This window comes from Burkholderia sp. Ax-1724, from assembly GCF_011752995.1.
Lineage (GTDB): Bacteria > Pseudomonadota > Gammaproteobacteria > Burkholderiales > Burkholderiaceae > Paraburkholderia.
Genome location: NZ_VWWL01000021.1, coordinates 1 through 15,723, shown reverse-complemented (window position 1 = coordinate 15,723; position 15,723 = coordinate 1). Strand labels below are relative to the sequence as shown.

12 protein-coding genes and 2 riboswitches are annotated in these 15,723 nt (G+C 67.3%); of the genes, 6 read left to right on the top strand and 6 right to left on the bottom strand.

The window, feature by feature from the left end:
- Positions 1–65: 65 nt before the first annotated feature.
- Positions 66–2,531, top strand: coding sequence for a CHASE2 domain-containing protein (locus F3J19_RS23635; protein ID WP_167047196.1), 2,466 nt, complete (start codon positions 66–68; stop codon positions 2,529–2,531).
- 87 nt (positions 2,532–2,618) lie between these two features.
- Positions 2,619–3,236: a DUF4136 domain-containing protein gene (locus tag F3J19_RS23630; RefSeq protein ID WP_167046887.1), complete on the top strand. Its 618-nt coding sequence runs from the start codon at positions 2,619–2,621 to the stop codon at positions 3,234–3,236.
- A 173-nt stretch (positions 3,237–3,409) separates the two neighbouring features.
- Here F3J19_RS23630 and bluB read toward each other — a convergent pair whose 3' ends face one another.
- From bluB to F3J19_RS23610, 4 genes are read right to left on the bottom strand one after another with little or no spacing between them, the layout of a single operon-like run.
- Positions 3,410–4,072 (bottom strand): 5,6-dimethylbenzimidazole synthase, encoded by a 663-nt coding sequence (gene bluB, locus F3J19_RS23625; protein ID WP_167046883.1) that lies wholly within the window; start codon positions 4,070–4,072, stop codon positions 3,410–3,412.
- A complete protein-coding gene (locus F3J19_RS23620; protein WP_167046880.1) occupies positions 4,056–5,381 on the bottom strand; it encodes a cobyrinate a,c-diamide synthase in 1,326 nt (441 codons plus the stop codon). The genes bluB and F3J19_RS23620 overlap by 17 nt, the downstream gene beginning before the upstream one ends.
- A gap of 3 nt (positions 5,382–5,384) precedes the next feature.
- The gene (gene cobO, locus F3J19_RS23615) at positions 5,385–5,987 is read right to left on the bottom strand and encodes a cob(I)yrinic acid a,c-diamide adenosyltransferase (RefSeq protein ID WP_167046877.1); all 603 of its coding nucleotides are present in this window, start codon (positions 5,985–5,987) and stop codon (positions 5,385–5,387) included.
- Complete coding sequence (locus F3J19_RS23610) at positions 5,984–6,568, bottom strand: cobalamin biosynthesis protein (RefSeq protein ID WP_240159187.1); 585 nt, start codon at positions 6,566–6,568, stop codon at positions 5,984–5,986. The genes cobO and F3J19_RS23610 overlap by 4 nt, the downstream gene beginning before the upstream one ends.
- A 231-nt stretch (positions 6,569–6,799) precedes the next feature.
- Positions 6,800–7,040, bottom strand: a riboswitch (cobalamin riboswitch).
- A 79-nt stretch (positions 7,041–7,119) separates the two neighbouring features.
- Positions 7,120–7,400: riboswitch (cobalamin riboswitch) on the top strand.
- A gap of 120 nt (positions 7,401–7,520) precedes the next feature.
- Between F3J19_RS23610 and cobW the strand changes: the two genes are divergently transcribed.
- Genes cobW through F3J19_RS23590 form a run of 4 tightly spaced genes read left to right on the top strand, consistent with a single transcriptional unit; the run spans position 7,521 to position 14,274 of the window.
- Positions 7,521–8,639 (top strand): cobalamin biosynthesis protein CobW, encoded by a 1,119-nt coding sequence (gene cobW / locus F3J19_RS23605; protein WP_275692077.1) that lies wholly within the window; start codon positions 7,521–7,523, stop codon positions 8,637–8,639.
- 6 nt (positions 8,640–8,645) lie between these two features.
- Entirely contained in the window at positions 8,646–12,464 is a 3,819-nt protein-coding gene (gene cobN, locus F3J19_RS23600) for a cobaltochelatase subunit CobN (protein ID WP_167046868.1), read from the top strand.
- 26 nt (positions 12,465–12,490) lie between these two features.
- Positions 12,491–13,603, top strand: coding sequence for an ATP-binding protein (locus F3J19_RS23595; RefSeq protein WP_167047193.1), 1,113 nt, complete (start codon positions 12,491–12,493; stop codon positions 13,601–13,603).
- Between the two features lie 56 nt (positions 13,604–13,659).
- Positions 13,660–14,274 carry a VWA domain-containing protein gene (locus tag F3J19_RS23590; RefSeq protein ID WP_167046865.1) on the top strand — a complete coding sequence of 205 codons (615 nt, stop codon included), beginning with the start codon at positions 13,660–13,662 and terminating at the stop codon, positions 14,272–14,274.
- A 117-nt stretch (positions 14,275–14,391) separates the two neighbouring features.
- Here F3J19_RS23590 and F3J19_RS23585 read toward each other — a convergent pair whose 3' ends face one another.
- A complete protein-coding gene (locus F3J19_RS23585) occupies positions 14,392–15,336 on the bottom strand; it encodes a flagellar brake protein (RefSeq protein ID WP_167046862.1) in 945 nt (314 codons plus the stop codon).
- A gap of 187 nt (positions 15,337–15,523) precedes the next feature.
- Positions 15,524–15,723, bottom strand: a 200-nt coding sequence (locus tag F3J19_RS32405) for a hypothetical protein (RefSeq protein ID WP_205193189.1), incomplete at its 5' end; no start/stop codon positions are given.

The window sequence follows — 15,723 nt, the reverse complement described above, 5'->3', positions numbered from 1 at the left end:
ACCGGCCCCGTGGCCGGTCCGTCTCTTCGTCCCCCCGTCCCGGATTACATCGTTCGTTGCCCACTATTCCCACGACCTCCGCGCGCTTGAGCCTCGATCCACGCGCCCGTTTGGGCCGGCGCGCCGGCCGGCGTTTCCTGATCGAGTGGGTAGCGGTCGGCTGCCTCGGCATCGTGGTGATCCTGCTCACTTCGTTCGGGCGGCTAAGCGGCGGCATCGATCAACTCGTGTACGACCGCTTCCTCGGCGCCCGCGCGCAGCCCTTGCTGTCCGACATCGTGATGGTCGAGATCGACAACGCGAGCATCGCGCGGCTCGGCCGCTGGCCGTGGCCGCGCAGCGTCCATGCGAAGCTGCTCGAACGGATCGCGGCGGCGCAACCGGCCGCGGTGGTCTACGACGTGCTGTTCACCGAACCGAATCTCGACGACGCCGCGCTCGCCCACGCGGTCGCGCTGAGCCCGACCTATCTGCCCCTGCTGCTCACGTCGCCCGACGACACTGGCCGCCGGGTCGTCGTCGAGCCGGTCGCGCCGCTCGCGCGCGCGGCCGCCGGGATCGGCCACATCAATTTCGAGGTCGATAGCGACGGCATCGTGCGCAGCGTCGCGCGCTTCCAGGGCGACGACAGCTCGCGCTGGCCGCAACTGATGCTGCTCGTCGCCGAAGCGGTCGAGAGCGGCAAGCTGCATCTGCGCGGCGGTCCGCCGCCGCGCCGCTCGGCCGAGCCCGTGCGCGGGAAAGCCCGAGGCAGTGACGGCGGCGAGGGCCGTTTCCTGATCCCGTTCGGCTCGAACGCCGGCAACTACACGAAGCTCAGTTTCGCGGACGTGCTCGACGGCAAGGTGCCGGCCGATCAGCTGCGCGGGCGCATCGTCGTGATCGGCGTGACGGCCTCGGGCCTGTACGATCGCTTCGCGACGCCGGTGTCCGGCGAGCTGGGGCCGCTGCCCGGCGTCTACATTCACGCGAACGTGCTCGACACGCTGCTGACCGGCCGCGAGATCGAGCCGGTCGGGCGCTGGTTCGTGTTCGCGGCGTCGCTCGCGCCGCTCGCCGCGCTGCTCGCCGGCTTTCTCGTGCTGTCGCCGCGCCGCTCGCTGCTCCTGACCGGCACGCTCGTGCTGCTCGCCGCGGCCGGTAGCGCGGGACTGCTCTACGGCGGTCGGCTCTGGATGTCGCCGGTGCCGGCGATCCTCGGCGTGGTGATCGTCTATCCGATCTGGAACTGGCGCCGCCTCGAAATGACGATGGCCTATCTGCGCGGCGAACTGCAGCGTCTCGCCGACGAACCGCATCTGCTGCCCGAGGCGCCGCGCAGCCGCCGCGAGTTCGGCGGCGATGTGCTCGAACAGCACATGGCGCTGATGGCGCAGGCCGCGCAGCGCGTGCAGGACATGAAGCGCTTCGTGTGGGACAGCCTCGACAGCGTGCCCGAGCCGATTCTCGTGAGCGATCTGCGCGGCATCGTGCTGATCGCGAACCACGCGGCCAAGGCGCATTTCGCGCGGCTCGGCGCAGCGATGCCCGAGGACCAGCCGATGCACACGGTGCTCGGCGGCCTGACGCTCGTGAAGACGATCGACAGCGGCGCGGCCTCGGACGCCGAGCGCAACCTGTCCGCGCATGCGCACTGGCCGGCGCCGCTCGATCCGAGGCGCGACGAATTCGCCGCGTTGATGGCGCAAGGTGTCGAAGTGCGCGACGCGAAGGAGCGCGACCATCTGCTGCGCTATGCGACCTGCACCAACGCGCAGGGCGAGACGACCGGCTGGATCGCCGGTCTCGTCGACGTGTCGGCGCTGCATGCAGCCGAGCGTCAGCGCGAGGACGCGCTGCGGCTGCTGTCGCACGACATGCGCTCGCCGCAGGCGTCGATCCTGGCGCTGGTCGAGATGGAGCGCGCGCGGACCGAGCCGGCGCTCGCGCGCGGCCTGCTCGAACGTATCGAGCGCTATGCGCAGCGCGCGCTGACGCTCGCCGACGACTTCGTGCAGCTCGCGCGGGCCGAGTCGCAAACCTATGTGCTCGAACCGCAGAGCCTGACCGAACTGGTGATCGACGCGAGCGACGAAGTCTGGCCGCAGGCGCACGCGAAGCGCATCGCGCTGCACACCGAGACGGGCGACGCCGACAGCGACGGCCACTGGATTTGCGCCGATCGCTCGCTGATGACGCGTGCTTTTGTCAATATTCTGAACAACGCGATCAAGTACAGTCCGCCAGACACGCGCATCGTCTGCAGCTTCGCGAGCCTGCCGGCGGGGCCGCACCCGGGCGGCACGGCGCGGCGCGTGTCGTGCACGATCCGCGATCAGGGCTACGGCATTCCGAAGGAGCAGCAGGCCGGGCTGTTCGAGCGCTTCCGGCGCTTTCACGAGGCGGAGCGGCCGGAAGTGGGCGGCGCGGGACTGGGCATGGTGTTCGTGAAGACCGTCGTGACCCGTCACGGCGGCGGTGTCGAGGTCGTCAGCGCCACGGGCGAGGGCACCGCTTTCACGATCTGGCTGCCCGCGCTCGACGACGCCTAACCGACGCGTAAGCGGCCGAACCGATCGCGCCGCGCGCGTGTCCTATCCGATTGACCCGAGAGCGATCCATCCAAGAGAAACGAGGAAATGGCAAAAGTCTTCTATCTTTGCGCGGCACTGGCCGCGGCGAGCCTGACCGGCTGCGCGGGCCCGAGCGCCGACGTGCACGTCGCGCGGCCCGACCCTGCCGCCGCCGCGCTGCAAGGCGAGCCGACCTATGCGATGGCGCGCACGCAGCCGCAGGAAGGCAGCACCGATCATCCGCAGGCGGAGAAGCTGGTGCGCGACGAGCTGGCGAAACACGGTTTCGTCGATAGCGACGGCAAGCAGGCGCATTACCGTGTGTCGATGGCGTACAGCACGCGCCTCGCGTCGGTCGGCATCGGCGGCAAGGATTGCGAGCCGGCCGACTGCGGCGACTCGGGCGGCGGGCTCGGTGCGCTGATGTTCGGGCGCGCGTACCGCCATACGCTGACGCTGCGCTTCTTCGACTACGCGAATGGCGAGGAGCGCTACAAGGTCAGCGCGGTGTTCGTCGATCGCAATGCGGACCCGCTGCATGCGCTGCCGCTGCTCGCGAAAACGGCGCTCGCGAAGCTGCCGTTCGACGAACCGGCCGACTGGCGCGTGAAGCTGAGCATCGACAAGACGAGCGGCGCGGCGAGTGTGGAGTCGATGAAGCCGTTGCAGCCGTTGCAGCGTTGAGGCAACGCTAAGGCAGGGATAGGCTTTGGGCTAACGGCGCTGTTGGGTTGGGGCTGACGGGGCTGAGCCTGGGCTTGGGCCGGGTTGGGACGAAGTCGAAACGAGGCCCAAACCTGGTTCATCCAGACCCGGCTAAAGCGGCAAGCCGGGGCCGCCCCGGCCTTGTGCGCGCCTTACTCGCGCTCCACAACATCACTCTGCGGCCAGCAGTTTTCGAACACGCAATCGGCAAGCGGCAGACGGCTCGCCCAGCGCTCGGTTTCGAGCATCGGCTCGCTGTAAAACCGGTCGACGTGGCCGAGGCACAGAATCGCGACCGGCCGCGCGCCCGCGGGCATGCGCAGCAGCTCGCGCACCGCCTCGACGTCGAACAGCGACACCCAGCCGAGCCCGAGCCCTTCCGCGCGCGCGGCGAGCCACATGTTCTGGATCGCGCACGCAACCGAGGCAAGGTCCATCTCCGGCAGCGTGCGGCGTCCGAACACGTGCCGCTCGCGCCCGTCCATCAGCGCGATCACGAGCAGTTCCGCGCATTCGAGCATGCCCTCCACCTTGAGCTTCATGAACTCGTCGCGGCGCTTGCCGAGCGCGTCGGCGGTGGCGAGCCGTTCGCGCTCGACGATGTCGTGCAGGGCCGTGCGCAGGGTTGAATCGGTAATGCGCGCGATGCGCCACGGCTGCATGAAGCCGACGCTCGGCGCGTGATGCGCGGCGTCGAGCAGACGCCGCAGCACAGCGGGATCGACCGGATCGGCCACGAAGTGGCGCATGTCGCGGCGTTCGTAAATCGCGCGATATACCGCGTCGCGCTCGGAATCGTCAAAAGGCTGCGCCATGGAACAGGGCGGCCGTGAAGGCCGGGTTGGAAGGCCAGTAGGCGTGCATATAGGTTGCCACAATCGGGCCCACGCGATAAACCGCCTCGCCGGCGGCGTCGCTGTGCGCGCGTGTGGCGAAGCGCAGCGGCGCGAGCGGCGTGCTGAGCTTCGAGTAGTGGAACGTGTGGCCGGTCAGCGGGCCGTGCAGGCTGTCGATCTGCTGCATGCCGAGCGCGGCGAAGCGCTTTTGCAGCGTCGCGTGACCGGGCACGAGGCCGAGCATGGGCGTGCTCGTGCCGTGCGCGTCGGTCAGCCGGTCGAGCAGATAGAGCATGCCGCCGCATTCGGCGACCACGGGCTTGCCCGCCGCGACGTGCGCGCGGATCGACGCGGCGCTGCGCGCGTTGCCGGCCAGCGTCGCCGCGTGCAGCTCGGGATAGCCGCCCGGCAGATAGAGCGCGTCGATGTCGTCGGGCAGGGCTTCGTCGGCGAGCGGCGAGAAGTCGTGCACTTGTGCGCCGAGCGCTTCGAGCAGCGCGACGTTGGCCGGATAGATGAACGAGAACGCGGCGTCGCGCGCTATCGCGATCCGCTTGCCTTCGAGCAGGCGCGGCAGGACGTCGGGCGCGGGCGTACCGAAGTCGACGGCCGGCGGCAATTCGGCGAGCGCGGTCGCCGCGAGCGTATCGGCCGCGCGCTCGAGGCGCGCGTCGAGGTCGTCGATTTCGTTTGCCTGGTGCAGGCCAAGGTGCCGGTCGGGCAGCGTGATTTCGTCGCTCGCGGCGATGTGCCCGCACCAGTGCAATTCGGGCGGCAGCGCTTCCTGCAGCATCTGCGCGTGGCGCGCCGAGCCGACGCGATTCGCGAGCACGCCATGAAACGGCAGTTCGGGCCGAAAGCGCGCGAGCCCGAACGCGAGCGCGCCGAAGGTCTGCGCCATCGCCTGCGCGGAGATCACCGCGAGCACCGGCACGCCGAACGTCGCGGCGAGATCGGCGCTGCTCGGCGTGCCGTCGAACAGGCCCATCACGCCTTCGATCAGGATCAGATCGGCCTCGGCCGCCGCTTGCGCGAGCAGGTTGCGGCACGCGGTTTCACCGACCATCCACAGATCGAGCGACAGCACCGGCGCGCCGCTCGCGCGCGCGAGGATCATCGGGTCGAGAAAGTCCGGGCCGGTCTTGAACACGCGCACGCGCCGTCCGAGCCGCCGGTGCAGGCGCGCGAGCCCCGCCGTGATCGTGGTCTTGCCCTGGCCCGAGGCGGGCGCGCTGATAAAGAGCGCGGGACAGGCCGGGCGGCGCGTCGCTTCGGGCGCTGACGGCATCGCTCAGAACTCCACGCCGCGCTGCGCCTTCACGCCCTGCTCGCGATACGGATGCTTGATCGCGCGCATTTCGGTGACGAGATCGGCGGCTTCGATCAGCGCGTCCGGCGCATGGCGGCCGGTCACGACGACGTGCAGCATCGGCGCGCGCGCGTTGATGACCGACAGCACTTCGTCGAGCGGCAGGTATTCGTACTTGAGCACGGTGTTCAGTTCGTCGAGGATCACCATCTGATAGTCGCCGCTTTCGATCATCCGGCGCGCCTCGTCCCAGCCCTTGCGCGCGGTGGCGATGTCGGCGTCGCGGTTCTGGGTGTTCCAGGTGTAGCCGTCGCCCATCGTGACGAAATCGCAGTGTGCGATCGCGCCGAGAAAGTCGCGCTCCGAGGTATGCAGCGCGCCCTTGATGAACTGCACGACGCCAAGGCGCATGCCGTGGCCGAGCACGCGCACGGCCATGCCGAACGCGGCCGTGCTCTTGCCCTTGCCGGTGCCGGTGTTGACGATCAGCAGGCCTTTCTCGACGGTCGCGGCGGCCTGTTTCTTTTCATGGCCCTCGCGGCGGCGTTCGGTCATGCGTTGATGCGATTCGGGATCGGTTTTCATCGAAGGTCCTGTTGGGGAGTGTCGGGTTGGGTTGGAGCGGTGTCGGCGTCGCTGCTGGCCGAGGCGATCGCGACGGTAACGCCGTCGTGCACGGTCTTGGGTACGAGCAGGCGCGCGGGCTGTGTGGGCGATGCAGCGGCTGACGCAGCCGCCAGGGTCTGCGCCGCGAGCAGCGCGCAGGGTTCGCAAACGCCATCGACGCCGAGATGCGTTTGCGCGGCCAGCGACGGCGTGGCGACCGGCACCGCGGCGATCTGCTCGCGGCTGAACACCTGCAACGGCAGCGCATGACGCGCGCAGAATTCGCGCAGGCCCGCTTCATGGGCTTTGGCGTCGAGCGTGGCGACGGCGTGAATCTGTTCGAAAGAAGCGACGCACGCGTGCGAGCCGAGCGCGGCGCGCACCGCCGCTTCGATCTGTTGCGCCGAACTGCCGAGGCGACAGCCGATGCCGACGCCGAGCGTCTTGCCCGGGCGTCCGGTGTGTCGAGCGGCATCGGCTTTGGCTTCGGCATTCGCGTCAGCGCAAGAGGCCTCGTGCCCGGCGCTGGCGAGCGAGGCGCGCGTCATCGTGGCATGCAAGGCAAACGCCTCGCGGTAATGGAAAAAGGGCGGCTGCCTGCAAGGGCGCGCGCGGCAAGGAAGATCGAGGTCATGCGGTACTGCGAATCCGGGCTTGGACCATCGCGCGGCGCGTTGCGTTTTCGCGGCGAAAACCCCGTGGAAAAACGCCACGCTTGGCGCGGCCATGCTTGAACGCCATCACATCCGTTCCCCGCGGATTCCGGCGGCCGGCAGCGCAGCGATGAACGCGGCGCCGCCTCCGCGTCTGGCCGGTATCCGGGCTGGCGGCCTCACGCGCTTTGCCTTCCCGTCCGGATTCATCGGACAGTGGCGCGAAAAACGCATGTGCGACGCGGCCGGAACGGCGCTTGCGTCGCAGGTCGCTTACCGTTGCGGGGACAGCACAGATTGAACGCATGACGCGCTGCCTGTTTCCCGTTTAACTGCACACGCGAGCGCATGTGCGGGCACCAAACGCGCGCATACGATAGCACATGGCGCCCCGCCGGATAAGCGCGCGCGGCGCTTCACGCGGTGTCCTTTCCTTGACTGCGCATGGCCGTGGGCCTACACTCGCACGCACTTCTGGTGCTCGCGCGCGCATCCATGCGCGTGCAGTTAAACGGGAAACAGGGAGCCCACCTGCTCTGGAACGGGCCAACCTGTGCTGTCCCCGCAACGGTAAGCGAAAAGCGGTATCGGCTGCATGGCCGGCCACCGCGGAGCCGGCTTCGATGTCCACGCGCAAGGCTGCGTCGGCATATCACCACTGGTCGAGAAACCACTCGGCCGGGAAGGGGAAGCGGCGCTTTCGCCAGCCCGGATACCGGCCCGAAGATGCAGGACGGACGCCACGGGGATGCGGCGTCGCGTTCACGACCTCACTTTCCGCTTTCTGTTTTCCGTTGTCGCGGCAACGCCGGCGCTCGTTCCGGCATGCGCGGCGCAACGCCTTCGGATGAACCTCACGATGCAAACTCAATTGCGCAAGATCCCCGTCACGATCGTCACGGGCTTTCTCGGCAGCGGCAAAACCACGCTGCTGCGGCACATTCTTCAGCATGCGGGCGGCAAGCGCATCGCGGTGATCGTCAACGAGTTCGGCGAACTCGGCATCGACGGGGAGATCCTCAAGGGTTGCGGCATCGGCTGCGATGAAAACGGCGTCGAAACCGAAGGGCAACTGTATGAACTCGCGAACGGTTGCCTCTGCTGCACCGTGCAGGAAGAGTTTTTTCCGGTGATGGAAAAGCTCGTCGAGCGCCGCGGCGAAATCGATCACGTGCTGATCGAAACCTCGGGTCTCGCATTGCCGAAGCCGCTCGTGCAGGCGTTCAACTGGCCGCAGATCAAGAGCAGCTTCACGGTCGACGCGGTCGTGACCGTCGTCGATGGTCCGGCTGCCGCGAGCGGCCAGTTTGCCGCGAACCCGGTCGCCGTCGATGCGCAGCGCAAGGCCGATCCGAATCTCGATCACGAATCGCCGCTGCACGATCTGTTCGAAGATCAGTTGTCCGCGGCCGATCTCGTGATCCTGAACAAGACCGACCTCGTCGACGATGCGCAGCAGCGCGCGGTCGAAGCGCTGATTCGCGAGGAGATTCCGCCGCAGGTGAAGATCGTGCGCGCGCAGCAGGGCCAGCTCGATCTGCACACGCTGCTCGGGCTCGAAGCGGCTTCGGAAGAGACGATCCACCTGCGCCACGATCATCACGGTTCCGCCGACGATCCCGACCACCACCACGACGAATTCGATTCGGTCGTCGTGGAAGCGCGTGTGTCGTCGCGCGACGCGGCGATCGCCGCATTGCAGACGCTTGTCGAAGGCCACACGATTTATCGCGTGAAGGGCTTTGCCGCGTTGCCGGGCGCGGCGATGCGCCTCGTGATTCAGGGCGTGGGGCGGCGCTTCGACAGCTATTTCGACCGGCGCTGGCAGGCCGGTGAAAATGACGGCGGCGCGCACGCCGGCAGCCGTTTCGTGCTGATCGGCGAAGACCTCGATCAGGCCACGCTGCAACGCGCGTTCGACGCGGCACTCGACGCCGCCGCTCCTGCGCCCGCGAGCGTTGCCGCACACCAGGCGTAAGCGCTCATGCATCTGCTACGCACGACGCCGGGCGGTTTCGTCGACGATACGCAGGGCGTGATCCGTATCGATCAGCAGCCTGCCGATATCGTCGTGCTCAGTTCCGCCGACACCACGCTGTCGCTGCTCGCGAGCGTGGTTCCGCGTCTCGGCGACGGCTTCCCGAGCCTGCGGCTCGCCAACGTCACCTATTTGCGGCAGCCGGCGTCGGTCGATTTCTATCTCGACGACGTGTTGCAGCATGCACGCGTCGTCGTGGTCGATCATCTCGGCGGCGAGGCTTACTGGCCGTACGGCATCGAGCAGGTCGTCGCGCTCGCGCAGCGCAGGCAGCAAACGCTTGCGATGTTTTCCGGCGATTTGCAGGAAGACCCGAACCTGCTCGCGCGCAGTACCGCGAGCGCCGAGCTGTGCCATCAGTTGTGGCGTTATCTGCGCGAGGGCGGCCCGCAGAATGCCGAGGCGTTCCTGCGCTGCATCGCCTATCGCGCGCTCGATTGGGGACGCGAGCCCGAGCCGCCGCGCGCGTTGCCGGCCGCGTCGCTCTATCATCCCGCGCACGACACGCCGACCATCGCCGACTGGCAGGCGCGCTGGCGCCAGGACGCGCCTGTGGTCGCGATTCTGTTCTACAAGGCGCATCTGCAGGCTGCCAATACCGCGGTGTTCGATGCGCTGATCGACGCGCTCGAAGCGCAAGGGCTCAATCCGCTGCCGCTCGCGATCACGTCGCTGAAAGATGCGGTGAGCCGCGAAGTCGTGCAGTCGCTGTGCGCGCAGCACGATGCTGCACTCGTGCTCAATACGACCGCGTTCGCCGCGTCCGCGATCGACGACCCCGAGCCGCTCGCGCTGGCCGGCGACGCGCCGGTGTTGCAGGTGATCCTGAGCGGCGGCAATCGCGAGGACTGGCTCAAGGACAATCACGGCCTCAATTCGCGCGACATCGCAATGCATATCGCGCTGCCGGAAGTGGACGGCCGCATCATCACGCGTGCGATCAGCTTCAAGGGGCTCGCCTATCGTTGTCCGCATACCGAGGTCGACGTGGTCCGCTATCAGCCCGACCTCGAACGCGTGCGTTTTCTCGCCGAACTGAGCCGCCGCTGGTGCCGTCTACGTTCGCTCGACAATGCGGACAAGAAGCTCGCGCTGATTCTCGCGAACTATCCGATGAGCGAAGGGCGCATCGGCAATGGCGTCGGGCTCGATACGCCGGCTTCGGTGGTCGGCATTCTGTCGATGCTGCGCGGCGAGGGCTATCGTGTTGGCGAATTGCCCGAAAACGGCGCTGCGTTGTTGCAGAAACTCACCGAAGGCGTGACCAACGATCCGGTCGTGCGCGATCTGCGTCCGGCCTTGCAAAGCCTTGCACTCGACGACTATCTCGCGCATTTCAACGCGCTGCCGGCGAGCGTGCGCGATGCGTTGAACGCACGCTGGGGCCCGCCCGAGCAGGACCCGACGCTGCGGCGCGGGCGCTTCATGATCGCGGGCTGGCGCTGCGGGCACGTATTCGTCGGCATTCAGCCCGCGCGTTCGCGCGAGCAGGGCGATTACGCGAGCTATCACGATGCCGAACTCGTGCCGCCGCATGCCTATCTCGCGTTCTATTTCTGGCTGCGCCGGCAGTTCGGCATCGACGCGGTCGTGCACGTCGGCAAGCACGGCAACCTCGAATGGCTGCCCGGCAAGAGCGTCGCGCTGAGCGAGGCGTGCTGGCCCGATCTGATTCTCGGGCCGATGCCGCATCTGTATCCGTTCATCGTCAACGATCCGGGCGAGGGCAGCCAGGCCAAGCGGCGCACGCAGGCGGTCATCGTCGATCATCTGATGCCGCCGCTCACGCGCGCCGAAAACTATGGACCGCTGCAGGATCTCGAACGCCAGGTCGACGAATACTACGAAGCGCTGATGGTCGATCCGCGCCGCGCGAAGCTGCTGCGCCGCACGATTCTCGCGACGATCGTCGAGCACCGCCTGCACGAGGAACTGAGCCTCGCCGCGCCGAATGGCCAGGATGATGAAGACGCGCTGCTTACGCGCGTCGATGCGTGGTTGTGCGAACTGAAGGAAGCGCAGATTCGCGATGGTCTGCATACGTTCGGGCAATCGCCGGCCGGCGTGCAGCGGCGAGATACGCTGCTTGCGCTCGGGCGCTTTCCGATCGGCGATGGACAGGGGCGCAGAGCGGGGCTCGTCGACGCGCTGGCGCGCGATCTGCGTATCGATCATCTGTTCGATCCGTTGACGGTCGATTGGGCCGCGCCGTGGGACGGTCCGCGCCCGGCCGTGTTGCAGCGGGTCAGCGACGCGCCGTGGCGGCATTACGGCGATACGCGCGAGCGGCTGGAGATGCTCGCGGCGGAGTTGTTGCTCGGGGTGTGTGGTGTGGGCAGCGATGAAGCGGATGGCGCGCGTGCGGCTCCATCGTTTGAGAGCAACTTGCCGCAAGCGGCGCTAGTTATCGAACGTTTGCGCGACGACGTGCTGCCGCGTCTCGACGCCTGTGGCCCGCAGGAAATGCTGCAACTGAAGCGCGGCCTCGAAGGCCGTTTCGTGCCGCCGGGGCCGAGCGGCTCGCCGTCGCGCGGACGGCCCGACGTGTTGCCGACCGGCCGCAACTTCTATTCGGTCGACACGCGCGCGGTGCCGACGCAAGCGGCCTGGGCGCTCGGCCTGAAATCCGCGCAGCAGCTGATCGAGCGGCATTTGCAGGAACATGGCGATTATCCGCGCGCGATCGGCCTGTCGGTATGGGGCACCGCGACGATGCGCACCGGTGGTGACGATATCGCGCAGGCGCTCGCGCTGCTTGGTGTGCGGCCGAAGTGGGCGCCGGGCAGCCATCGCGTGACCGACTTCGAGATCATGCCGATCGAAGCCTTCGACCGTCCGCGTATCGACGTGACGTTGCGCGTATCCGGTTTCTTCCGCGATGCGTTTGCGAACGTGATGCATCTGTTCGATGCGGCCGTGCAAGCCGTCGCCGAACTCGACGAACCCGAAGCGTTGAATCCGATCCGCGCGCGCGTGCAGCGCGAACGCGATGCGCTGATCGCGCGCGGCATGGAGCCGGCCGAAGCGCGCAAGCGGGCCGGCTGGCGCGTCTTCAGCGCGCGGCCCGGCGCGTATGGCGCGGGTGTGCAGGAGATGATCGACTCGCGCCACTGGCAGACCGACGCCGATCTCGCGAACGCGTATCAGGCATGGGGAGGTTACGCGTACACGCAGAAAAGCGCGGGCGAGGCAGCGCAGCACGCGTTCGGCACGCGTCTCGCGGCAATGGACGTGGTGCTGCAAAACCAGGACAACCGCGAGCACGACGTGCTCGACTCGAACGACTATTACCAGTTCCAGGGCGGCATGGTCGCGGCGGTACGGCATCTGGCCGGCCAGCAGCCGAGCGTTTATCACGCCGATCACAGCAATCCGGCCGCGCCGCGTGTGCGTACGTTGCGCGAGGAGATCGCGCGCGTGATCCGCTCGCGGGTGGTCAATCCGAAATGGCTCGATGGCGTGAAGCGCCACGGTTATAAAGGCGCGGCCGAGATCGCGGCGACCGTCGATTATCTGTACGGCTACGATGCGACCGCGCGCGTGGTCGCGGATCATCAATACGCGCTCGTCGCCGACGCGTATCTGAACGATGCCGATACGCGCGCGTTCATGCAACGGCACAATCCGCATGCGCTGCATTCGGTCTGCGAGCGTCTGCTCGAAGCGATGCAGCGCGGGCTGTGGCAGGCGCCCGGCGACTATCGCGCGCAGGTGGAGCAGCATCTGCTCGCGAGCGAACAGCAGATCGAAGGAAGGCAGAGATGAATGGGGTGACGCGAGAGGCGGGAGAGATGAGCGGCGTGGATACGGTATCGGGCACCGCATCGGGTTCGGCCCGGCGGCCGGTTTTTCCCTTTGCCGCACTGATCGGCCAGGCGCCGTTGCAGCAGGCCTTGTTGCTTGCGGCGATCGATCCGGGCCTCGGCGGTGTGCTGATCAGCGGGCCGCGCGGCACGGCGAAGTCGACCGCGGCGCGCGCGCTCGCCGAATTGCTGCCGGAAGGACAACTCGTGAATCTGCCGCTCGGTGCGAGCGAGGATCGGCTGATCGGCACACTCGATATCGAAACCGTGCTGCGCGACGGCGCGGTGCGCTTCTCGCCGGGGCTGCTTGCGAAGGCGCATCGCGGCGTGCTGTATGTCGATGAGGTCAATCTGCTGTCCGATGCGCTCGTCGACGCGTTGCTCGATGCGGCGGCGAGCGGCGTGAATACCGTCGAACGCGATGGCGTATCGCATAGCCATGACGCGAGCTTCGTGCTGATCGGCACGATGAATCCCGAAGAGGGCGAGTTGCGGCCTCAACTGATCGACCGTTTCGGTTTGATGGTCGAGTTGCGCAACGCGTTCGAGCCGTCGACACGGCAGGCGATCGTCAAGGCGCGGCTCGCGTTCGATCATGATCCGGCGGCATTTTGTGCCACTCACGCTGAGCAGCAGGCCGCGTACGTGCAGCGGATTCGCGCGGCGCGCGCGGTGCTGCCGCAACTCTCGTTCGACGACGCCGTGCATGCGCACGTGAGTGCGTTGTGCATCGACGCGGCCGTGGACGGTTTGCGCGCCGATCTCGTGATGCTGCGCGCGGCGCGTGCGCTCGCGGCGCTGGAGCAGTCGGCTGGCGTGACCGCGCGGCATGTGGATCGGGTGGCCGAGGCCGTGCTGCTGCATCGGCGGCGTAAGCATGAGCATGAGCATGAGCCGCGTGCCCGGCAATACGATGAGTCGGAAAGCGATGCGCGTGAGAGCGCGGCGCATCGTCAGCCGGATACGTCGGCCGGCGACTCGCGCCATGCGAGCGAAACCTCGCCATCTTCCGCCGACACCGACTGGGGCTATCTGCCGCCGGAGCCGACCGCGGCCGTGCCGGTCAAAAGCGTGATCCCGCTCGGCGTAAAAAAACGCTGAGCCATCGGAAGGGCGCCGCCGCTGACTCGCGCAGCGGTTTTCGATGGCGGCATGGCATGGGTGCGGGTGTACGCAGCGCTGCGCGCGGCGAGCCGGGCCGACGCATTGCGTGGACGCCGACGCTTGCCGCGATGCGCGAGCGCACGCTGCGTCGCGAGCATCTGCGCTTCGTGCCTGAAGTGCCGCGCGGTGGTGTACTGCATTGCTTCGTGCTCGATTGTTCGGGGTCGATGCTGGCCGGTCAGCGGCTCGCCTTGGCGAAAGGCCTGTTGATCGCGCTGTTCGACGAGGCCAGCGCGATGCGCGCCGAAGTCGTGCTGATCTGCTTCGGCGGTGCGGGAGCGGACGTGCGTTTCGGTCCGGCCGTGCCGCGCTGGTGGAACGAGCGATGGCTGCAACCGGTGGGCGGCGGCGGCGGTTCGCCGCTGGCGTCGGGCGTGCGGCGGGCCGCGCAACTGCTCGGGCGCAGCGCGCGCAGACGGCCGGCGCAGCAACGCTGGCTATGGATTCTGAGCGATGGCCGCTCGCGCGACGAGCCCGAGCGTCCGCTTGATGTCGATGAGGTGGTGTTCGTCGATTTCGAGCGCGGCGCGCTACGGCTTGGCCGTTGCGCAGCGTTCGCCGATGCGTGGGGCGCGCGGTATTTGACGCCGGAAGAGTTGATCGGCTGAGCGGTTGGGCAACTGAGCGGCGCGTGGGTTGTGTTCGTGCGGTGGCGTGCGAATTTGCGCGATTCGCATGCGCGGCGCCGCGCCGCGTTATGCGTGCCGCTCAGCGATGCCGTTTCTTCAGGCCGTGGCGTTGGACCAGTACAGCACGTCGTCGTGGCGATCGAACACGAAGACTTTCATCGCCATCTGCTGCGCGGTGTCGAGCTGGTCCAGTTCTAGCCCATGAGTCGACGGCTCGCCGGGCGCGCTGCCTTTCTGCACGTTGCGGATGACCGCCGTGGTCTCGATCTCGGTATCGAGTTCGGCCGACTTCAGACGAAACGCGAGACGCAGCCGCTCGCCGACCGAGCCGAGCGTCCACGAGGCGCTCAGCGACATGCCGAGCGCGCTGATGCCTTTCGCGAGCCCGAGCCCTTCGTAGTTCTCGCCGGTTTCGCCGATGCCGAAGCGCACCGCGAGGTGCGCATGGACACGGATCGATTTACGTTCGCGCAGACGCCGGATCGCGCCGGGTTTCGACAGGACGAGATAGTCGAACGGCAGGCGGCAGACTGCTTCGACCGTGCAGACGAAACGGAATACGGCCTGGCTCGCGATCGCGACGATCTCGACGTTTTCGCCGGGCGCGAGCGGCAGCAGGCGGCCATTCTGTAACGGCGGCGTGACGAAGAGCGCATGATTCGGCGCGAAACCGATGATGCGGCACGGGTGCATCGGCGCGCTGCCGCTGACGAGGGAGCGCATGCCGATCAATGCGCCGATCTCGAGGTGCATGTCCCTGACCGTCTGTTCGCCGGCGGGGGGCGGCTGCGGGGCGGGTTCGGCCGGCCGCTGCGCGTTCGGACCCAGCAGGTCGCCGCGTTGCGGCTGGAAGTGCGTGAACAGAAACGTACGCTCGTCCGTGGTCGCGAGGACCGTGCCGCTCGCGAAGAGCAGCGTGCCGTCGGCATCGACGATCGGCCAGGCGAGCGGTGAACCTACCGGGACCGCATCGGGATTGAGTGCCGGAGATGAGGCGGCAGGCGGGGTATCGTCGACGTGTTCCTCGACAGGGTTGTCCATGGTCGGCAGCTTGTTGGGTTGGCGAGATAACTGGTTGACGGCGGCGGCGGGTAAAACTTTAGTTGTCGAGTGAAATGGATGGGCGTCTTTGTCGGCGAGGGGCGGTTTCGGTGTTTTCCCGCTTCTGGCGATGGCCGAATTAAATTGGATAACTAAATTAATTCGTGGCGATCTTTTGTTGCGGCTTTCAGTTACGGATATTGGTCTTTGCTGCATGGTACGGTTGTGGTATGAAGCCCTTCGCAAGAAAATTCGCACAGGGGTCTTGACGTGATGCGGGGCGGTCAGCATAATCTCGTTTCTCTGCTGCAGACGCAGCGACGCGAACGAAGCGGTGCCGGGTGGTTTGGGTGCTGTGAGTTTGTGGACTGATCTTTAAAAACCAAC

Bases quoted from the DNA above. Each gene is read 5' to 3' on its own strand.
- F3J19_RS23630 (WP_167046887.1), top strand. From the start codon at position 2,619: ATGGCAAAAGTCTTCTATCTTTGCGCGGCACTGGCCGCGGCGAGCCTG.
- cobN (WP_167046868.1), top strand. From the start codon at position 8,646: ATGCATCTGCTACGCACGACGCCGGGCGGTTTCGTCGACGATACGCAG.
- F3J19_RS23620 (WP_167046880.1), bottom strand. From the start codon at position 5,381: ATGCCGTCAGCGCCCGAAGCGACGCGCCGCCCGGCCTGTCCCGCGCTC.
- F3J19_RS23585 (WP_167046862.1), bottom strand. From the start codon at position 15,336: ATGGACAACCCTGTCGAGGAACACGTCGACGATACCCCGCCTGCCGCC.
- F3J19_RS23595 (WP_167047193.1), top strand. From the start codon at position 12,491: ATGAGCGGCGTGGATACGGTATCGGGCACCGCATCGGGTTCGGCCCGG.
- bluB (WP_167046883.1), bottom strand. From the start codon at position 4,072: ATGGCGCAGCCTTTTGACGATTCCGAGCGCGACGCGGTATATCGCGCG.
- F3J19_RS23590 (WP_167046865.1), top strand. From the start codon at position 13,660: ATGGGTGCGGGTGTACGCAGCGCTGCGCGCGGCGAGCCGGGCCGACGC.
- cobO (WP_167046877.1), bottom strand. From the start codon at position 5,987: ATGAAAACCGATCCCGAATCGCATCAACGCATGACCGAACGCCGCCGC.
- cobW (WP_275692077.1), top strand. From the start codon at position 7,521: ATGCAAACTCAATTGCGCAAGATCCCCGTCACGATCGTCACGGGCTTT.